This is a genomic window from Sunxiuqinia sp. A32, assembly GCF_052690465.1.
On sequence record NZ_JBQYLI010000012.1, the window covers coordinates 1 to 21,771 of the forward strand.

General features: G+C 36.3%; 14 protein-coding genes. 1 reads left to right on the forward strand and 13 read right to left on the reverse strand.

The genetic code is table 11. The annotated features are described in order from the left end of the window. Positions 1-138: 138 nt before the first annotated feature. Positions 139-1,620: a sodium:solute symporter gene (locus tag ACUNWD_RS12945; protein ID WP_445588243.1), complete on the reverse strand. Its 1,482-nt coding sequence runs from the start codon at positions 1,618-1,620 to the stop codon at positions 139-141. A gap of 34 nt (positions 1,621-1,654) precedes the next feature. Next, a complete protein-coding gene (locus ACUNWD_RS12950) occupies positions 1,655-2,569 on the reverse strand; it encodes a dihydrodipicolinate synthase family protein (protein ID WP_445588244.1) in 915 nt (304 codons plus the stop codon). A gap of 155 nt (positions 2,570-2,724) precedes the next feature. On the opposite strand from ACUNWD_RS12950, the gene ACUNWD_RS12955 reads away from it, so the two are divergent. Next, positions 2,725-3,576: an AraC family transcriptional regulator gene (locus ACUNWD_RS12955; protein WP_445588245.1), complete on the forward strand. Its 852-nt coding sequence runs from the start codon at positions 2,725-2,727 to the stop codon at positions 3,574-3,576. A 38-nt stretch (positions 3,577-3,614) separates the two neighbouring features. On the opposite strand, the gene ACUNWD_RS12960 is transcribed toward ACUNWD_RS12955, so the two are convergent. The 11 genes from ACUNWD_RS12960 to ACUNWD_RS13010 form a co-directional block, all read right to left on the reverse strand. Next, a complete protein-coding gene (locus tag ACUNWD_RS12960; protein WP_445588246.1) occupies positions 3,615-4,979 on the reverse strand; it encodes a sulfatase-like hydrolase/transferase in 1,365 nt (454 codons plus the stop codon). Between the two features lie 48 nt (positions 4,980-5,027). Continuing rightward, positions 5,028-6,491, reverse strand: a complete 1,464-nt coding sequence (locus ACUNWD_RS12965) for a sulfatase (protein WP_445588247.1) — start codon at positions 6,489-6,491, stop codon at positions 5,028-5,030. Between the two features lie 200 nt (positions 6,492-6,691). Beyond that, a complete protein-coding gene (locus tag ACUNWD_RS12970; RefSeq protein ID WP_445588248.1) occupies positions 6,692-8,146 on the reverse strand; it encodes a RagB/SusD family nutrient uptake outer membrane protein in 1,455 nt (484 codons plus the stop codon). A 12-nt stretch (positions 8,147-8,158) separates the two neighbouring features. Then, a complete protein-coding gene (locus ACUNWD_RS12975) occupies positions 8,159-11,536 on the reverse strand; it encodes a TonB-dependent receptor (RefSeq protein WP_445588249.1) in 3,378 nt (1,125 codons plus the stop codon). A 114-nt stretch (positions 11,537-11,650) separates the two neighbouring features. Beyond that, positions 11,651-12,682: a FecR family protein gene (locus ACUNWD_RS12980; RefSeq protein WP_445588250.1), complete on the reverse strand. Its 1,032-nt coding sequence runs from the start codon at positions 12,680-12,682 to the stop codon at positions 11,651-11,653. 112 nt (positions 12,683-12,794) lie between these two features. After that, complete coding sequence (locus tag ACUNWD_RS12985) at positions 12,795-13,367, reverse strand: RNA polymerase sigma-70 factor (protein WP_445588251.1); 573 nt, start codon at positions 13,365-13,367, stop codon at positions 12,795-12,797. Between the two features lie 445 nt (positions 13,368-13,812). Continuing rightward, positions 13,813-14,652 carry a DUF4886 domain-containing protein gene (locus ACUNWD_RS12990; RefSeq protein WP_445588252.1) on the reverse strand — a complete coding sequence of 280 codons (840 nt, stop codon included), beginning with the start codon at positions 14,650-14,652 and terminating at the stop codon, positions 13,813-13,815. A gap of 82 nt (positions 14,653-14,734) precedes the next feature. Further along, positions 14,735-17,041, reverse strand: coding sequence for a TIM-barrel domain-containing protein (locus ACUNWD_RS12995; RefSeq protein ID WP_445588253.1), 2,307 nt, complete (start codon positions 17,039-17,041; stop codon positions 14,735-14,737). A 14-nt stretch (positions 17,042-17,055) separates the two neighbouring features. Continuing rightward, positions 17,056-17,625: a YhcH/YjgK/YiaL family protein gene (locus tag ACUNWD_RS13000; protein WP_445588254.1), complete on the reverse strand. Its 570-nt coding sequence runs from the start codon at positions 17,623-17,625 to the stop codon at positions 17,056-17,058. Between the two features lie 356 nt (positions 17,626-17,981). Continuing rightward, positions 17,982-19,850 carry a hypothetical protein gene (locus ACUNWD_RS13005; RefSeq protein ID WP_445588255.1) on the reverse strand — a complete coding sequence of 623 codons (1,869 nt, stop codon included), beginning with the start codon at positions 19,848-19,850 and terminating at the stop codon, positions 17,982-17,984. A 98-nt stretch (positions 19,851-19,948) separates the two neighbouring features. Beyond that, positions 19,949-21,763, reverse strand: coding sequence for a RagB/SusD family nutrient uptake outer membrane protein (locus ACUNWD_RS13010; protein WP_445588256.1), 1,815 nt, complete (start codon positions 21,761-21,763; stop codon positions 19,949-19,951). Between the last annotated feature and the right edge of the window lie 8 nt (positions 21,764-21,771).

Consider the following 21,771-nt stretch of genomic DNA (forward strand, 5'->3'; position numbering starts at 1 on the left):
ACATAAAATTTTCAAACCTGAAAAGTATCTCTTAAATTTAGATCAAAATGTGTCCAAATGCATTTGAAGTCAAACAGTAGCAAAATAAATTTCATGCAACATATAAAGGTTAACTTTTAAGAAAAGTGATGAAGAAAATCATTCTCTTTTTCTTGTGCTACTGGGAATTACCGTTCCTACGCAAAAGCCAATAATTAATATTGCTACAGTTCCAAATACAATTGACAGATAATTGTGGAATGGACTTGCATACACTTTCAGGCTGTCAGAAGTAAAAATGTATGGTGTTAAACTCATCCAGCCAATCATCAACACGCCAGCAACAACTCCAATAATAGCTCCTTTGCTCTTTACTTTTGGAGCAAAATAGCCCAACAAGAATAGACCAAGCATGCCACCACTAAAAATGGAAGCAAGTTTCCACCATGCATCCAATGCACTTTGCACATTAATCATTGCAACTGCAATAATTATACTCAACACGCTAAATATAAACGAAGACAAATATAAAATTTTCATTGAACGTTTTGCTGTCCTGGAATCATCTTCAGGCAACTTGCAAAAATCAGTTAAAATAACGGTTGCAGAACTATTTAAACTCGTTGAAACGGTACTCATTCCTGCTGCAAAAATAGAGGCTATTAACAAGCCCGTCAGGCCAACCGGAAGTTGATTCACAATAAAATATGGGAACACTTTGTCCCCTTCTATCCCAGCAGGCAAAATGCCAGCTCCGCTTTGATAATAACTAAACAAAGCCGTTCCTATGAACAAAAACATCGCAGATACAGGAACATAAAGTAAACCACCCCACAAAGCTGAACGTTTGGCCTCTTTTTCCGAGCCTGAAGTCATATACCGCTGTATATAGTTCTGATCAATCCCATAGTTCTGTAAATTAATAAATAGACCATATATTAATACAACCCAAAAGGTCGAACTCGTTAATCCAACTTTAAAGCTTCCCAAGCTAAACTTATTACCTTGAGTCGCAATTTCTAAAATTTGGTTTGGACCTTCAGGCATTGAAAACATTATAATAAAACCGCAAACCAACGCACCCACAATTAATATAATCGCCTGGATTGCATCCGTCCAAACTACAGCTTGTATGCCCCCTAATAATGAATAAATCATAACACTGAACCCGGTCACAACAATAATCGCAGTTATATTCCAATCCAATAAAACATGTAAGGGCAAAGCCAATAAAAACAAGATTGTACCTGCACGCATTAGTTGTGTTAGTAAATACATGATGGATGCGTACGATTTTGCCCATGGGCCGAAACGCTGCTCCAAATAGGTGTAAGCTGAAGGACTATTAACTTTTCGATATAAAGGGACAAAAAACTTGATTGCCATTAATGAAGCAATAGGAATTGATAAACTAAAAGCAAAAGCATTCCAATTGCTCATGTATGCCTGACCTGGTAATGCCAGATAGCTAATACTACTTACAAATGTTGCAAATATTGACATAGTAATTACCCATGAAGGAATGTTGTTATTCCCAAGGGTAAATGCTGAAGCAGTTTTATTCTTTTTATAGAATGAACTTCCAAAAAGGACAATTCCGATCAAGTAAAGAATAAATACAGTTAAATCGACAAAAGTCATGTTTGTAGTTTAATTGATTTGAATATAATACTTTTTAGAACTCAAGGGCATCAAGAGCCTTAATAACTTTTTCCCGCTCTTCCTTTCTAAACCGATGAAATGGCTCTGCCATAAAATCGTCACAGATCCCTTTTACCGACAATGCACATTTTAATCCTTTGAGGTAACTGGATCCGTAATGCCCAATATTATATATGCTTGTACTAATTTGCATGATCTTGTCCTGATGCTGATAAATCATATCAAAATCTTTTGCTACTGATGCTTCATAAAGCTTCACATACAAATGAGGAAATAAATTAGCTCCCCCATTTACACCTCCATGTCCTCCCATCAAAACAAAATCAGCTGTTAATTCCTCTGGTCCAACCATAAACGTAAAATCAGGACGGTCTTTTAATAAGTACCGAATTTGATTAAAGTACGCCAAATTAGCTGAACTATCTTTCATTCCAATTATCCCAGGAATATCAGCGGCAGCTTTTACTGTTTCAGGGGCAAACATTACTTTGGTATGAACAGGCATATTATAAATGAATAATGGTAAAGGAATTTGAACCATAATTCTTTCCAAATATTCCAATAACTCGGATTGGCCTGATGAAAAATAATAAGGAGGCGTTAATACTGCAGCTTCAGCACCATTCTTATCTGCACAATTAGCCAGATTAATGCTTTCTTGAAAAGCAGAATCAGCTATGCCTACTAAAACAGGAACTCTCCCATTCACCATTCTGCAAGTCTTTTCAATTAGCTCCTTCCTTAACTTGTAACTTAAACTGGCAAATTCTCCTGTAGTTCCCAAAATGAAAACCCCATGAACACCACCACCAATAGTATGTTCAATTAATCTTTCCAACCCGTCAACATCTAATGTATCGTTATCCTTCAATGGTGTTACCAAAGGAGGTACAATTCCTCTTAATGGCTTAATCATTTTGCTTGTCATTTATTTGTTTTTGAATATTATTTTCAATTTCACATTACAAAAGAAGATGTTTTTGAAATCAATTTCATATCAAATATTGACAAATACCCATGGCTTTTTAACCCATGCGATAATATATTTTGTTATTTTTGCTCATAAATGTTAATATTTAATAGATGGAATATATTTTCGAAAAAATCTATGTGCCACACCAACACTCATTCATTACACGTGAAATGGAGCTTAAGAAAAATTCTGCTCGTGTACATTCACATAAAAATTATGAATTGAATTTCATTTTATCTGGAAGTGGAAAAAGAATAGTTGGTAATAATATTTCGGCATTTGAAAAAAATGATTTGGTTTTAATGGCACCAAACCTTCCTCATTGTTGGGAGATCACCCATACTGACACAAATGACACGCCCAGATGCATAGTTATCCATTTTTACGAAAATTTAATCACCTCCGATTTTTTCAATAAACCAGAGCTTGAAACAATCGTTGATTTGCTTCGGGAAGCCGAAGCGGGAATCTTCTTCAATGGTCCAATTGTAACGCAAATAAAAGAACTCCTTAAAGATTTAACACAGAAGAAAGGACTTGAAAGTTATATTGGCTTACTCAATATCTTCAATCTATTGAATAAATGCGATAAGCGGGAATTTCTTTCTCAACAACCTACTCCCGGTTCAGCATTTGACAAGGATTTCAATCAAATCAATAAAATTTACGAATATGTATTTAAAAATATTCACGAAGAGATAAAATTAAACGAAGTTTCGTCCCTATTAAATATGGCTCCTGGTTCATTTTGTCGTTTCTTCAAAAAGAAGACTCAACTTACTTTTATGGAATATGTAATAAAAATCCGTATTGGCTATGCCGCAAAAATGCTGGCCGAAACCAACAAACAAATTAGCGAGATAGGGTACGATTGTGGATACAATAATCTTGCAAACTTCAATCACTACTTTAGAAAAGTTATGAAAAAAACTCCCTCCGAATACAGAAAGGAGTTTAGGTAAAGAAATATCTTCTTTTTCACTCAAACATTCATTATAAACTAATCTTTTATTCGGTCATATTCAACTTCCTTTGCCCATTGATTTAGACGGACAAACAGGTCTTCATATAATCTCTGATGTTTTTGTGATAAATCATATTGTTCAAAGGGATCATCTTTCAGATTGTACATTGCAGGCAATGAATCTGAGGCACTAAAAATAATGCCATTTGAAACATATGGGTATACTAGTTTCCAATCACCAAAACGCACTGCCGCATTATGCGAATATTCCGGCACACCCCTATTCCATTGCCAGAAGCGATATTCGGGCATTTCTCCTGCCTCACGAAATAAATAGGGTATAAAACTACCTCCATCCAAATCCAGTTTTGACGGGATTTCCAATTCACACAACTCAACCAAAGACGGAAAAATATCTGTAAATTGGATTGTTTCATTGCATGTGTGTGCTTCTATTGCACCAGCCCATCTTACGATAAAAGGTACATGAAGACCACCTTCATAAACAGTGTATTTCTTGCCTTTCAGATCCAGGTTAAAACGTTCTGTAGACATGGGTGCCGGACCATTATCACTTGAAAAAATAACAACTGTTTTTCTATCAAGCCCCAAATGTTTCAGTTCAGACATTAATTCACCAATCCCCCTGTCCATAATCTCGATCATAGCGTAAACTGTAGCAGTATTTGTATCAAAACCTTTGGCCTTATAATAATCAATTTTATTCTGCGGCGCACTAAGTGGTAAATGAGGAGCTGAATGTGCTATATGCAAAAAGAATGGTTCATCCCTATGTTTACGTACAAATTTAATTGCCCGCTCACTTATGTCATCAGTTAAGTAATTATCAGTTACCTGGAAAACCGAATCCTGAACAATGAACTCATAATCAAAATATGTTTTCAGATTGAACCCATGATAACCTTCAAACTCATCGAATCCCCTATCCAACGGGCCATAACCATCTCCTATTCCACAGTGCCACTTACCGACCAGACCTGTCGCATAACCATTCATATTGAATACATCAGCAACAGTCACCAAGCCTTCCTTTATCCTAGTCAACTCAGGAAAACGCTTTAAATTTAAGGTAACACACCCTGTACGATGCGGGTACAATCCTGTTAGCATTGATGCCCGCGCAGGAGCACATACTGGTGCCGAAGTATAAGCTTGGCTAAACCAAACGCCATCGCTCTTTAATTGATCTAAATTTGGCGTTTTCGACAAACCATTGTTCAACGAGGATAAATCACCCAGCCCCATATCGTCAGCAAGAATGAGAATTACATTGGGGGTTACTTTATCCTGGGCTTGCCCCACGAAACCATACAAAACACTCGTTGCAACAAATATCAAACAGGCTACATATTTTATCGTCTCTTGTCTTAATATTTCCATCCTATAAAATCCCTAGTTCAATTTGGAATGTCCTTTAAATCTTTACAATTAATTATTCTTAATTAACATGGATAGTTTTCTAACAACATCAATATATTTCTCATCTTTAGCAATATTAACCGTCTCCAAACTATCATTTTCATGATCATAGAGTTCTTTACCCACTATTTCTCCCGATTCCCAGGATCTCCACTCTGTATAACGCCATTTTTTCGTGCGGACTGAATGTCCCATTACCTCTGGTTTCTCTTTGTAATATGAAGGTCTTGGATGCTGGGTAAATGCCCCTTCCTTTATTTCTAATGAAAGGTCTTCTAATACTGGTTTAAGACTTTTTCCCTGAATATTATTTGGGATACTCACATCACATAAATCCAACACAGTTGGATAAATATCCAGGAGTTCAACAATTGAACGGGAATGCTGCCCATTATTTTTATTACCAGGTATTGAAATTATAAGTGGGACGCGGGCATCCAGTTCAAAGTTTGAGGTTTTAGCCCACAAAGTATGCTCTCCAAGATGAAAGCCGTGATCAGACCAAAAAATTACAATTGTATTTTTATCCAATCCATTTTTTTTGAGAGCATCAAGTACAATACCAATTTGTGCATCTACATAAGATATACAAGCATAGTAACCATGACGAAGTTCCATTATTTGAGCCGGAGATAAATCATATGATTTTCCCCTGAAAAATTCCCAACTATCATGCAATGCAATTGGAGGAACATCGACAGGAGCTCGATTAAAGGCTATTTCGGGAATATCTTCCCGTTGATACATATCCCAGTATTTTTTAGGAGCATTAAATGGTATATGAGGTTTCCAAAATCCTACAGCCAGAAAAAAAGGTTGGTCTGGTTTTTCCGCAAACTCTTCAATTACTTTAACTGACTCCACTGCTATACGTCCATCATAATAGGCTGTATCAGGGACATCCCGACATTCACACCATTGCGTTAAAGTATAAGATGGAGGTATTTCCCCACTAATTCTTAACGTATCATTCCCATGAGTTCCAAAATGATAAATGGGTTTTGTACTCCATGATTCAGGATAATCCACATGCCCATCATGATGCCAATTATGGAAAATTTTGCCAATATCCTGAGTAAAATACCCTTCCTTCTTTAAAATCTCAGGAAGAGTTTTCACAAACTTATGCTCTCGGATATCACCAGTAAGATTCCAAAATTTAAGACTATCCGGCCTCATTCCAGTTAACAATGAAGCACGTGAAGGGGCGCATAATGCTTGCTGACAGTAAGCCCTTTCGAAAATAACTGCATTACTTGAAAGCTTATCAAGATTTGGTGATTTAACAACTTGGTTCCCCAAACAACCAAGGTCGTATCTTAAATCATCTGTAGCAATAAATAAAACATTCGGTCTATCTTTTCTTTGCTCGTTATCACCATTATCTTTGACTGCATAAACACCAAGGGATAAGAATAATAAAAAAAATACAAGAGTCCTTTTCCTGCTCATTATGCGATAGTAAATACTCATATAAATAATTTTTTATGCCTATCAGATAAATGAAAACTATTTGTTTTCAATTCTTCAACACTAACTTTTGTCATTTAAGGACTGGTTTCACAAAAAAGCAAAACCAGTCCTTCTAAATCTATAATAACTACAATATTTAATTTTCATCAAAAATTGCTGATATAATCTAAGATCATACACATCCGAGAGAAACAAAATCTTTAAAAATTATATCCTGGATTTTGTTCCAATTCTGGATTTGCAATCTTCATACCCACAGGTATTGGATAGAGTACCATATGGTCTTGCGCCGGAAGTCCTCTGGCTTGTGCCTGACTAATGAACTTTCCATGTCTGATTAGGTCTTCTCTTCTTTTACCCTCCAAGTAAAACTCCCAACCTCTCTCTTTCAAGATATGGTCTCTTAATGTTTCTTGAGTAAAGTCGGCTAAGTTAACGCCTGTGAGCCCAGCTCTCGTTCTAATCTTATTAATCAGATCTATAGACTCCTGATTCGGACCATCAAGCTCATTAAGAGCTTCAGCTCTAGAGAGCAAAATATCTGCAAATCGAATGACTGGAATATCATTACCATATGAAGCACTTATTACATCTTCAGAAGGCCAGTATTTGAAAGGAGCTGCATTCGCAAGCTGAATTGTTTTACCTTTATTATCAACATAGCTGGTTATTAAAGATTTTCTTCTTTCATCATTAACTTCAAAGGAATTATAAAAATCAGTTCTGATTAGAATGTTGGTACCGAAATTACGTCCCAGCACCTCAAGATATTCTGGTTCCAAACAATACGAAAAGTTATCCGGATATCCATAATTCATAAGAGTCAGACTCGCCGTCCTACCAGCGTCAGCTTTTGACTGTCGCACCCAAATATATTCTTCATTTCTCTCATTTGCTACCTTAAACATATCAAAATATGATGGATAAAGGTCATAATTAAATTTATCCTCAATTTCCTTCGCCATATCTGCGCACTTCTGCCATTGCTTCGTATTCAAATAATACTTTGTAAGCAATCCCATAGCTGCGGCTTTATGTGCCCTTCCATAATTTGATTCCTCTCCCGGATTTGGTAAATCCTCAATTACCTCTGTCAACTCGGTTTCAATAAAAGTCCTCATTTCCTCATCCGTTGCTCTTGGCATATAAAGTTCTTGTGTTGAATTGGTCCTTAATGGAGTTGGTCCAAAACGGAAATACATATTATTATATGCCCAAGCTCTTACAAATCGAGCTTCCGCTCTAAGTAACTCTTTTACATCATCTGAAATATCTGCGCCATCAATATTTTCAAGTATCAGATTGCAATTACGGATACCTTGGTAAGGTATATTCCAAAAAACAGAGTACATCCTGCTATTCACACCATCCAATGTAAAATTCATCAAATCAGAACACCATGCACTAATAGCTCCTGCTTCCATGAACAATACATCTGTCATTGATTCCTCTGAACATAATTCATCTCCTGCATCATTAACCTTCATACTCGCAACTTTGGCATATGCTCCATAAAGTACAGCCTCTATTCCATTCTCTTTATCAAAAATCTGTTCATTGTTCGATTCAGAATACACTTCTGGCTCAAGTATTGACTCACACGCAACAAATAAAAAAGCGAATAAGACCACTATATAAATATTTATTCTTTTCATTTCTATCAAAGTTTAGAATCCAACATTAATTCCTAAAATAATTGTCTTTGCAGAAGGATAACCATTCCAATCTATCCTAGTATTAGAATTCCCAGAGGGATTAAGCGCAGGATCATATCCATTATAATCTGACAACGTTAGTAAGTTCAAACCTGACATATAAACTGCTACATTTCGTAGTTTGTCCTTGTATAATCGAGAAGGAATATCATAAGATAATCTGACCGATTGCAGTTTTATATACGAACCATCAACAACAGTTCTATCGTTGGTTGCATAGGCTCTTTGGGACATATTCAAAAATGATGGTTGATCATTAGTCGGATTGTCTGGTGTCCACCTATTCAAGAAAGGCTCGCGGTACCTGTTTACCCTAATTCCCTGGAGTGGAAAATATTGCTCCATAAGGTTACCATTTATCATACTAACACCGTGAACTCCCGTAATCATCACATTAAGATTAAAATTCTTGTATGAAAAATCGTTTGTCATTCCCCATTGAAATTTAGGAAATGAATTACCCAGAATTATCCGATCAGCAGGAGTAATACCTTCTTCTCCATCAGTATCTTTAATCTTTAAATATCCAGGCTTGGTACCTGTTGGCGCATTTGAAAAGTCATCATCAGTTTGCCAAATCCCTTCTATTTTGTAACCATAGAATGACATTAAAGGCTCCCCTTCTTTAATAATTGCTGTTGAAGTTGGTGATGGAGGGAATCCTCCTGCCTGTATTTGTTCTAATTCACCTAAATCTATAACTTCGTTTTTAATCGTGGAGAAATTGAAGTTTGTATTCCAATCAAAATTACGGCTATCAACATTATACGTATTAATAGAAAACTCAAACCCCTTATTTACCATACTTCCTATATTAACCATTCTATTGCCAAAACCCGTTGAAGAAGGAATAGGAAGATATAACAACATGTCATCAGTTAGTTTACGATACCATGCTACAGAACCCGATATTCTATTTTTTAAAAGAGCATAATCAATCCCAATATCTGTTTGTGTAGTTGTTTCCCACTTGAGTTCTGAATTAGCTATTCTCGACGGATCTAATCCTATTACAAACTCTTCATCAACAACGTAGGTTCCTCCTTGTCCATATGTGGATAAAGCTAAATAATTACCGATATCCTGATTACCTGTCTTACCCCAACTAGCTCTAAGCTTCAAGGTACCAAAAATGCTGTTCTCCATAAAGTCTTCCTGATCAATCAACCAACCAGTAGAAACCGATGGAAAAAGTCCAAATCTATTTCCACTCCCAAATCGACTGGAACCGTCAGCACGAAGCGATGCTGTTAATAAATACTTATCAAGTAACTTATAGTTAATCCTTCCCAAATAGGAAAGAAGTCTGTTAGCATATTTATTACTGCTTACTGTTACAGTTGAACGATCTGCCAGTCCAAAATTATATGCAAAAGTTGCATCTGAAGGAAATCCGGTTCCATTCTGCTGAGTATAATCAGTTCCAAACCTTTGAGTTGTTGCTCCTAAAAGAACTTTGATTGAATGTTCTTTAAAAATACGCTTATAGTCTACACTCCCCTCAATCAAATAGTTAGTTTTAGTAGTGTTGTACGCATTCGCTATACCTCCTACTTGCCCTCCTTGAATAGTGCTTCGATCTTGATAAATCCTTTTATCAATATTACTTATATCTGCACCAAAATTTACTTTGGCGCTCAAATTTGATGTAATTGAGTACTCCAAAAATGCTGATCCTAAGCTCCTGTACCTGTTTCCTTTTATATGATTCCCCTTAATAGTTACCACAGGGTTATCTATCACAAAAAAGCTGGAAGCGACATAGTTACCATTTTCATCTTTTATAGGAGAAGTTGGATCATATAGCCTTGCTGCTTTAATTGGACCAGTCGCAGAATTCTGATCAAAACCAGTGTAACCATACGTATCCTTAATGTAACTAATTGTTGTACTTGCGCCGAAACTAATTTTTTCACCTCTGTGATTAACGTTCAAACGCATAGTAGAGCGATCAAACTCAGTATCTTTTACAAGCCCTTCCTCTCTCGTATTATTAAGAGATATAAAATAATTTGTTTTCTCATTTCCCCATGATGCTCCAATATTATTGTTCATATTAAAGGCGGGCTCATTATAAATAACATCCTGCCAATCTGTTCCTGTTCCAGTATAATCTTCAACTCTCTCCGACTCAGCACCGCCGCCTGCATCAATAAGAGAGTTTATTCCATTCTTATATTCCTCTGCGCCTAGCAAGTCTAGACGATTAGATACCCAGTTCAATCCAAACTGACTGTTATAATCAACCTTTACTCCCCCTTTGCTACCACTTTTTGTCGTAATCATTATGACACCGTTTGCTCCACGAGAACCATATATTGCTGTTGCTGAGGCATCTTTCAGAACATCTATTGATTGAATGTCATCAGGATTCAAAAATCCTATTGGGTTTCTTTTCGCTACATGTTTATTGTTATCATCAGATACCGAGTTGTCTATTGGCATCCCATCAATAACAAACAATGGAGAAGATCCAGCATTTATAGATCCTGTGCCACGAATGTTTAGATTCATTCCACCTCCTGGTTCCCCTGAAGTTTGCATTACTTGTATACCAGGAGCTTTCCCCAATAACATTTGCTCTACGTTACTATTAGTATTATCACTAAACGATTCTTCATCAAACGAAGAAATAGAGCCAGTCACTTCTCTACGCACCTGAGTTCCATATCCAACTGCAACAACTTCCTCAATACCAATGGCATCTTCTTCCATCAAAATGTCAATAGATGATTTGCCTTCTACTGGAATTATCTGTGTGGCCATCCCTACAAAAGAAAAAACTAAAGTCGCATCTGAAGATACATTAGAGATTGAATAATTTCCCTCTGGATCAGTAATAGTTCCTTGTGTCGTACCTTTAATAACGACTGTTACTCCAGGTAAAGGAGTGCCAGAAGAGTCAGTTACTTTTCCTGAAATATTTTGAGTTTGGTTGGAGTTTACATCATCGATACTAATCTTTGGTGAAAGTACAATCTGGCGATCTTTAAACAGACATTCAACATCTTCACCCTCGAACAGTTTATCAAGGATGCCTTTGACATTCATGTTCGTCACACTAATGTCAACTTTACGATCAACATCTATAAACTCCCGGTTATAGAGAAAATAATAATCGCTGTTGTCCTCAATTGCCTTTAATACCTCACGTACAGTGGTATTCTGCATTTTTAAATCGAGGTTGGTTTTTTGCGAATACGATTTTACCGCAAGAACCGGAGAAATCAGAATTAGACTAAAAATTACAATCAATTTCATCGCCATCAAAAATTTGACCCAAGGGCGACAAATACCGTCAGCCTTGAGGCTGTTACACAATTTTTTCATAAGTTTGAATGATTTTATTAAATACTAAAAAATTTACACCGTGCTTAACGGTTTAATTTCAGGACAGTTGGGGAACTGTCCTGTTTTTTTGGTTTAATTTTTCATAAGTTCTTTCTATTTTTTCCCTATTAATATTTTATCTCCTGGTTTTATTTTAAAATCGGCTAACGGATTTCCATTTACAATGATTTTAAATGGTGCCGACAGACTAATCAACTCCATGACCTGAGAAAGGTTTTCATCTGTAAAGGTGGCTGTGTACTCGTATTTTCCAATCGACGAATCATCAATCGAAATATCTGCATTGAACCAACGGTTCAATTTAATGGCCACTTCTTGCAAAGGCGTATCAATAAAAATGAGCTTTCCATCTTTCCAGGCACTAACAACTTCCGCATTCACCGAATATTTTTTAAACTCATGATTTTGCTTTTCGTAGATCAATTGTTCATTCGGGCTCAATATCGTCTTTTGCTTTTTATTTAAAATATTTTGAACAAGCACACTTCCCTCAACCAATGATGTATTGATCGAATGGTCTTCCTTATAAGCACTAACATTAAATTCTGTACCGAGAGCGGTAACTGCAATGGTTCCACTTTTTACAATGAATGGCTTTTTCTTATTTTTGAACACCCGAAAATAGGCTTCTCCTTCCAACTCAACGGTCCTGGTACCTCCTTTAAAAATCACTGGAAAATTTATCGTACTACCTGTATTTAGCCAGACTTCTGTTCCATCAGAAAGGTATAAATGGGATCTTAAACCGGGCTGTGTTCTTATTTCCTGAATAATAGCCGTCGATGCAATTTCATTTTTCAGTTTTGAATTCTGAAAATAAAACCATGCTGATGCCAATAAGAGTGGAAGCACAATGATAGCAGCAATCTTCTGGATTTTCAACAAAATGACTTTCTGCTGATACTTTCGCAACTTCAGTTTCAATTCATTTTCACCTTCCTGTAAATTAAATTTTTTAAAATTATCTAGATCCCCGCTTATCCTGTAGATCTGTTTGAGTTTCCCAAATAGTATTCTATTCTCATCATAACGAAGCCATTCCTTTGTTAAATTATCTTCATCCTCTGTAGCCGTATGATTTAAACTGGCAAGAACATATTTCGGTATTTGACTACTTGTATCCATAATTTGGCTGTTTTCATCTAAATGACGGGCAAGTAATCTTACACCCTAAAATGAAGTTGAGTTTTTTTTAGATAAATGCGTTTGAATCGCAACGTAAAAAAGGCGAGAGAATCTATAATAATAGAAGATACAAATAATCATTCAATGCTTTCCGTAAAATTGTCAATGCCTTACTGATCCTGTATTCTACCGTTTTTACAGAAATGTTTTCTTCATCTGCTATCTGCTTGTAGCTTAATCCATCAAACCTATTTTTAATAAATGTCTCCCGGATTCCTTGAGGAAGTTTGTTAATCTCCTTCTCTATCTGTTCCCGCAACTCTCTATCCAACAATGGATAATCATTAAACTCTTCGGGTTTACTATAGGCAAGCTGATATTTGACATGCGCAGCCTTAATATCAATATGGGCCAGATGGTCAAGACACCTGTTGTGTATCGAACGAACAAAGTAAGCCTTTACATTAGAAATAACATGCAATGTTTTCCTGTTCACCCAAAGAGTTACAAAAAAATCCTGCACAATGTCCTTTGAAATATTTTCAGAGTTGACAATTTTCAATGCATAAACGCACAACCCCTGGTAATATCGCTCGAAAAAGTAATCAAAAGCACTACTCTGTCCCTCTTTCATTTTTTGAAACAGATCTAATTCTCCTACCTTTTTATCAAAATTATCTACCATCAGGTTTTTATTACGTTTTTGCAAACAAAAATCAATCAAAAGTAATAAAGGTAAAATTAAAAAGATACACGAATTAAGCCGTCTGCTATATTCTGAAACTTAAAAGTAGCTCGCCAACCACAAAAGAATTTCTCCAAATACAGGGAGAAGTTTCTCTAAATATCTCAACATCACTCTATTCATTCAAAAATGTATTCATTTTAATCTTAATACGAAGGGATTTTTCTGAATGATCAATCTGATTTTTCCGTCTATCATAATTTTTGAAACAGCTGGGTTTGTATCCTTCATTCGGACAAAATCTACCATTTAAACCGAATATTCTCCAAAAATTTATCAATCAGTATATTTCCCTCACTTGCAGTTTTTATTAGCTTCCCATTAATTTTAAGTTACACAAAACTTACCATCTTGACCTTTTGGTCTTCACTATATCCAATTCAAATTATTGAGATTGATATTCTGCCTTTACTGAGTTTTCACTACTAATATGAGCAACTGTCTGTAAATATTTTGCTGTTTTCGCAGGCATATCATCAGGCTTAAAAGAAATTGAATTTGAAGGCTGTTCGAATATGCAGTGGAACCACACACAACCAGCCAAATAACATCCATTAGAACTGGCATGGAAACGATCTTTCGAATCCCAAAGATCAATTTTGTTATCTCCCTTATATGAATTATAAAAGGCATCCCCTGATGGTAAAATTGGAGTATTAAAGTGTCTTGCCAATGATCTATAATTCTTCTTCAATTTTCGATACATCTGTTTCATTGTTATACCGAACTTTTCAAAACGCGCACAGTCCGGACCATATGCCCAGGTTTCATGTATGTAAATTCTGGCTTGTGGTGCATATTCTTCCACAAATGCATAAATCTGATCAGCATATGGCTGAAAACTCTCTTTCTTAAAACTTAAATAACTTACTTGTTGAATGGTAACTACATCCCATTCTTCTTGTTGTAATATCTCTTTGAGAGTCTTTCCCTCATATGGTTTTAGCGAAGAATCCTGCTCACATGCATCTATTAATTTAGCATGCTTTTCCAGAGAACAACCACCAATCATAGCCCTACCAATTAAAATATCACAACTATCCACGGATTGGGTTATTTGCGATAAATACCTGCATGCATTATCAGAAAAGCTATTACCTATTGCAAGTAGCCTAACTAACTGAACTTGATCATTTTTACTAACTCCTCCTGCAAAAGAAATTTCTGAAAAGAATATATTACTAATGAAGATAAGAGTTGTTACAAGAAACTTAATATTTACCATAATATTTAAATTCAAAATGTATACTAATTTTAATCACCAGCTAAAAACATCACCAAGAAAGATCATTTTTAACTTCAAATACTTAAAAGTTCTCACCGTCTTTAATCTCAATCTTGACCTTTTTAAATAGATTATTTAAGTCCTTATTATCATTAAATTTAACTTGGGTCATTTTCAGCTTCGAAAGCTCAATTCCATGTTGGTTATCTGGAAGCACATCAACTATTATTTCACTTTTATCTGTCCAGCTTGAGTATACAATTTTATTATCAATAACATAGCCAACACGTAAATACCTTTGTGCTGAAACATTTTTCCCATCCTTCTGCATCATTTGAATCTTCAGCTTATTTTCTTCAGTTTTAAATGCTTTGAATTGATAAAAAGCAAAATCCCCTACTTTATACCCGAAACCATCTCCTGCATCATCATACATACGTCCAAAAGCATTTCCCTTAATATCAGGATTGACTAAAAGGGTCAAAGAGTCTGTAGAATATTCCGTTGTATTTTGAATCACCTTGCCAATAGGCACAATTGCACCAGAGCGAAGAGCAACGTATGGTTGGTATCCATCATCATTCTTCTCTAATTTCAAAATATCCCAGTCTCCCTGAGGAAGCCTTGGCTCATAAGACCAACGTGGAATTATCAACAAATCGCCGCCCAGTAAAAAGCATTCTTGCTCGAAACGTAAAGTAGTATCCTGAACATCACTCATAAATACCGGTCGCATCACCGGAAGACCTGTCTGAGAGGCTTCATAAAATAACGTATATAAATACGGCAACAATCGGTATCTTCTATTTATTGCTGTTCTGGAGACATCCTCAACTTTTTTTCCGAATGCCCAAGGCTCTTGATCCACTGTACCTTTTGATGAATGATTTCTCGAAAATGGATAATAAGCACCTAATGCAATCCAGTTCGCCAACAATTCCCCGTTGCAATCCTGGGAAAATCCACCAATATCTGGTCCATTAAAAGGCTGACCTGATAAACTTAAATTAATACTCATGGGTATGGACATTTTAAAATAATCCCAATTGGACACATTATCACCTGTCCAGGTAGCCCCATAGCGCTGTCCTCCCAGAAAGTTAGATCGGGACAGAACAAAAGGACGGCTTTCCGGCTTTGCTTTTAATATGCCTTCCCTACTGGCTTTCACCATAAGCATACCGTAAACATTGTGATATCTGCCATGAATATCTGGAGGCAAAGAGCCTCCTCCCATATGTATATTACCAGAAGGCATGGTCATACTGTCCGTTTCAAAGACAGCAGGTTCATTCATATCATTCCATACTCCATCTACTCCCATTGACATAAAATCATCATATAATGATGACCACCAACTCTGAACATCAGGTCTTGTAAAATCTGGGAAAGCACAAATTCCCGGCCACACCTTACCATGATATTCTTCTCCATCTTTATCCTTGATCCAGGCATCAATTTTACTCCCCTGTTGATATACAAAATAATCTGGATCTGCTTTTATTCCCGGATCAATCATGTAAACCGATTTAAATCCCTTATCGTGAAGGTAACTATTCAATCCTTTAGGATTAGGAAACTTGTCATTATCAAAGGTAAAAACACGAAATTCATTCATGTAATCAATATCCATCCAGATGACATCACAGGGAATTCTTCGTTGTCGAAACTCATCTGCAATTTCTTTAACCCTTGTATAAGGGAAATAAGAATACCGGCATTGTTGATAACCCAATGCCCAAATTGGTGGCAACTCCATTTTACCTGTCAGATTGGCCAACTCTTCCAACACCTCCTGCGGAGTATTTTTTTCAATTATAATCAGTCTCGGCCAAGGTCCTTTAGTTGTAATTCTAATAGGATGATTCAATTCAAAATCCTGCTTCCATGAATTATCTGAAATAATGCCAAATGAAGTTCCATTTTTCCTCACCCCAAGAATCCACGGATGTGACTGATACAAGCATTCCCCACCAAATCTAGTGTATGTATAATTATCGGTGTTCCACATTTGCACAGAGGTTCCGTTCCGACGAAGACCTCCTGTTACTTCTCCTGTTCCATACAAATCGGCATCAGGATCACATGTTATTTGAATCACTTTCTGCCCATCCTCTTCAAAAAACAAAGGCTTAACAGCCCAATCTGCTGGTAAAGATGACTGAGGATACAGACTCTTAGTAATTGCAAGAGAAGGCATTACTCGACCTGCGTCAAATTGATTGGGATAAAATACAGCAACTCCCTCGCTACACAAAAAGGATGTCTGAGCAAAACAATTCAAACTCATCCCCATAAAAAACATCAGAAAAGCGATGACAAGATTTTCGCCCCTAACTATCTGATTTAATCGCAATATATTTCTATTATAATTTCTAATTTGATTCATCTCTGGTAATATTTTTACTCGTTGAGTAATACTTTAACAACAATCTTTTTAACCTCTAAATTATCATCCACTTTCAAACATGGCCGATGTGCATCATCTGGCAAGAAAATAAAAAACCGACTACTGTCTGCCAACCGATAATTGTTTTCTGAACTACTGTAAAAAGTTATGTCCTTCTCTTTATTATATGGAAACATAGCTTTCTGCATTTTGGATAGCTCAACAACACCGATGTATTCTTTCCCTTTGATCAGGTACTGGATATCAGCATATTTATTATGAGTCTCAAATCGGGTATCTTCTTCATCTCTGGTTCGATATTGATCCACATTGGCATACAGAGATTCACCATCAAGTTCATATTTACCCGGTTCAATATTTTGAAAATCAGTTGCTGATAAAAAATCGAAAGCTTTATTCCATCGTCTAGGGTTTTGATGATAATATTTAGCAAAATCAACTTGATCAGCAGACTCATCAACCACGATGGGCCAACCTTGTTTCCACTCCCCTTTTTCAAACCAATCTCGAATAGCCTTGCTATCCATTATCGAATTTGACTGACATGAGATCAGAACGATCATAATTATAATGGATTTACGTTTCCTACTTTTCAATTATTCATACAATATATCGACACCTGAAAATGCTATTATATTTCACAAAGGAATATAATCTCAATTCCATCCAAATATCAAATATTAACAAGAACACATTGTATTTTAACCCTTCTAACCCTTTCAAAATACTTTCACCTGCAATACGCGTCAATATTTAACAAACAATATTTAGGAAACTAGATCAAGAGGCTAATAAAAAATAGTGAGATCGATGCAATTGAGGATATTAACACAGCAAACGTCAGCCATTATCTCAAAATATGATGAAAGAAACTCCTTCCGTATGCCGGAAGGAGTTTAGGACAATTTTCATCACCATTCTATTCATTGAAAGATGTATTCATCTCAATTTTAATTCCTGGCGCTTTTTCTGAACGATCAACCTGAATTTTACCATCAGTAGTATTTTTCGCAACAACCAACTTCGCATCCTTCATTCGGCTAAACTTGCCAACGATTGCTTGTTTCCACCCCTGAATAAAATTATCTTCAACTAGTCCGAAGAACTTACTATTTGCCCCCACAGATATAGCCGGCATATCCTGCTTATCGATTGAACCAGCACCTTCTTCCAAACTAGCTTCTCCGGTAAATAAAAAGTACGGAACTTTTTGCAACTCCATACTTTTAGTCTCTTCATTAGTTGTACCAATTGCTTCTTCTTTTCTGAATATGTTCCCTTTGATAAATGCCGCTTCTGTTCCTCTTGGTTCAACTTCAATACCCAGTGGATCAAATTCCATTCGGGAAATGAATTCATTATCCATTACAGTAAGTTTACCTTCACCAAACTTGCGCACTTTACCATTGATAAATTTATTACCACTAACAGTTACATCGCGTCCGTTATGAATTAAAATATCGGTTGTTCGCTGAGTCAGTTCGTTAGTGAACAGATTACCACTTATCTGAACAGTACCCGCACCATATCTATCGCCAACATTAGATGGTCCATGATGCAAGCGAATAAACGGTCCTAAATATTTTGAAGGATTATCCCACCAACTCCACTCATCTTCCCATGGTTCATGCCTTGTCATTATCAGATTACCGGTTATCTGAAGTTTTTCGCCCCAGTACATTGAAGCAATGCCTCCCGCCGTACAATTAATTGAAATATTATTTGAGAAGATTATATTCTCACCACCCTCAGTACCATATGCATAATCAGAAATAAAACGGGCTATATTACCATCAATAATAACCTGCCGTCCTTTATTCCCCCAAGCTAATGTATTTCCATATTCAGCATAATTATTTTGGATAAGAATATCAAATGCCCCGGAAGTATGCCTGTTGTATCCCTCCATACCAAATTTTACATCGCGATGAACGACAGTTGAAGTTCCATTAGGAACATCCTTCTTACGCCCTGGATCAGGAGAACCACCAAACCAAACCACCTGATATTTCACATCTCTTGACCAATTATCATGATGACGTAAATTTTCACCCCCTTCTGCAAATCGTGTTATATGATTCCCGCTTATCATATGATTTCCTCTAGAAGTAACATTGCAACAATTATCAGCACAAATCATCCCATGAAGCCTGGAGCCGACGGAGTCTTCCAAAACAATATTTTTGCAATTTTTAGTGTATACAATGGTTTGCGAATTATAATACCCCAAATGACTGTAATTCTCTTTCGGGTCAGTTCCATCAAGATTGTACAATCTTCCCCTGCGCTTTCTGGCACTTAAAGGCATTACTTCCCTTTTGTCACTATTACGAACATTTGACTTGCTAACTAACAGATTAGATACGCCCTCAGCAAAAATCAAATTCCATACTGGTGTTTCATTTAAAGTCGCACCGTTCCATGTGAAGTCATAATTAATGCCTTCAATTCTGACATCATCACCAGTTACCACAAGCAAGTTTTTATCTTCAATTTTATTGGGTATAGGCAGAAGAGTTGCCTTTTGTGAGAAGATTAAAGTCTTGTTTGCAGGAATATTCAATGTACCTGTTTTATAATTCCCATCAGGAAAAAACAGGACTGAAGCTCCCTCATTAATTGCCACTTGCAGTTTTTCCGTTTGATCAACTTCCGACTCTGGATCAACACCAAATTCATTAATACTTTTACCAAAAACATTACCTGTAATTGCGCTCCCAACTACTCCCAATGCTGTATAATTCAGAAATTGTCTTCTGTTAACATTATTCTCTCTATTTGTATTCATTGCATGCATATAAATACCACATTATCCTCCCACGATCACTAAAATCAACATAGAAAGATAATGGGTATTGGTTATCAATACGTTTTATCTAAAATATTTTACCAACCTGGGTTTTGATAGGTCAAATGATTGGTAGAAGTCTCCCAATTAGGAATTGGAAGATAATTGTGCTTATCCTCAATATTGTTACCAGCTGCTGCTGCATATTTAAAATTCGAAGGTGCTGTTTCTGTAATATAAGCAGCCACCTCCTGCATTTTTGAAACGAGAATTCCCCATCGCATCAAGTCCAGTCTTCTCCAGCCTTCAAAGCAAAGTTCACGAGCCCGTTCATCTTGTAAAAACTCCCTTAATTCACCAGCAGAAGTGAAATCAACTAACTTAATATCTGCATATTCAGGTTCAGTCAAAACAGCGACAGCCTCAGCTCCAATTCCTCCGGCAGAACTCTCTATGCTAATAGTAGGCTCTCCATTGTACATTGTTCCGTAATTTGAGATATTTATTGCAGTGATAGCACCATCCTCTACAACAGGAATTACCGATACTGGATCAAGCCCGGCAACAGCGGTTCCGCCCACAACAGTAACGGTTGTACTACCAGCATCATAACCAGTACCAGGATTAGTAACCGAAATACTCTTTAATGATTTACCACTACCATAAGCCCTTCTTCTAACTTGATTGACATAGTCAATTGCTTTTTGAGTTGGACCATTAATTTCATTTTCAGCTTCAGCTGCCATCAGCAAGACATCAGAATAGCGAAGTAATTGAAAATTGGTACTATTATAATTTGATTTATTACTGAGTGTTTCATACTCCCTACGATATTTTCCAATATATCGATTGTAAATCTGAGAATCATTCCAATAAACGCGAGTCGGAGCTTTATTCCCTTTATAACTGTATGGAGCAATGCACCAGTCACGACGAAGATCCTGAACATCAAACTTCTTAAAAAGCATATCCTGGATCAGGAATCTTGGAGAAGCTTTACCATAGGATACTAAATTTTGCCTTATCCCCATTGTAGTTCCCAGATAACCACGCTCACTATAAATCTCCCCAGCACCAGTTGTATAATAACCGATCTCCATGATGCTTTCCTTAGTATCATATAAATCCTGACTTAAATTTATAAATACCTTGGAATAATCCGGATTTAATTCATGTAATCCTGAATTTATAACTTTCTCTGCCCAGTACAATGCATCCTGATACTTTTCTGTCATATTGTTTGGAAAACCAGCCATAAACAAACAGACTCTTGCAAGTATCCCCTGAACAGCAGACTTTGTAACTCTTTCAGCATAGTCATATTCTGTAATGGGATTCACCAACTGTTCCGCTTCAACCATTTCGTTATAAATGAAGTTATATACAGAGTCTGCTGGTACACGCTCATTATAAATATCTTTAACAGAAGCTGTAGGCTCAGTTCTTAATGGCACAGCACCAAAATTCTGTACTAAAACAAAATGAAAGTATGCCCTTAAGAATTTTGCTTCACCTTTAACTACGTTTCGTTTTGCTTCATCCATCTCTGGTTTTTCAATATTGTCTAAAACAATGTTCGCTCTTTCAATTCCTTTATAAAGAGCACCCCAAATACTATTAGGTGAGGCATCAGTTGAACTGTAACTATATATATCCACCGCATTGGTGGCTTTCGAAGAACTTAAAAACATTTCATCAGTACAATTAAAGTTCACATTGAGCGCTTTATTTATACCGCTATATAAAAAACGTTCCCCTAAGGCATCATAAACACCAACAAGTGCAGCATTAATTTCATCTTCCGTATTATAGGAATATTCAGGAGCCACAAAATCTGAAGGTTCGGTATCGAGCTTTGCACAGGAAACAATTCCTAGTGCAGCAATTATAATTAGTATATATATTCGATTCATAACTTTCC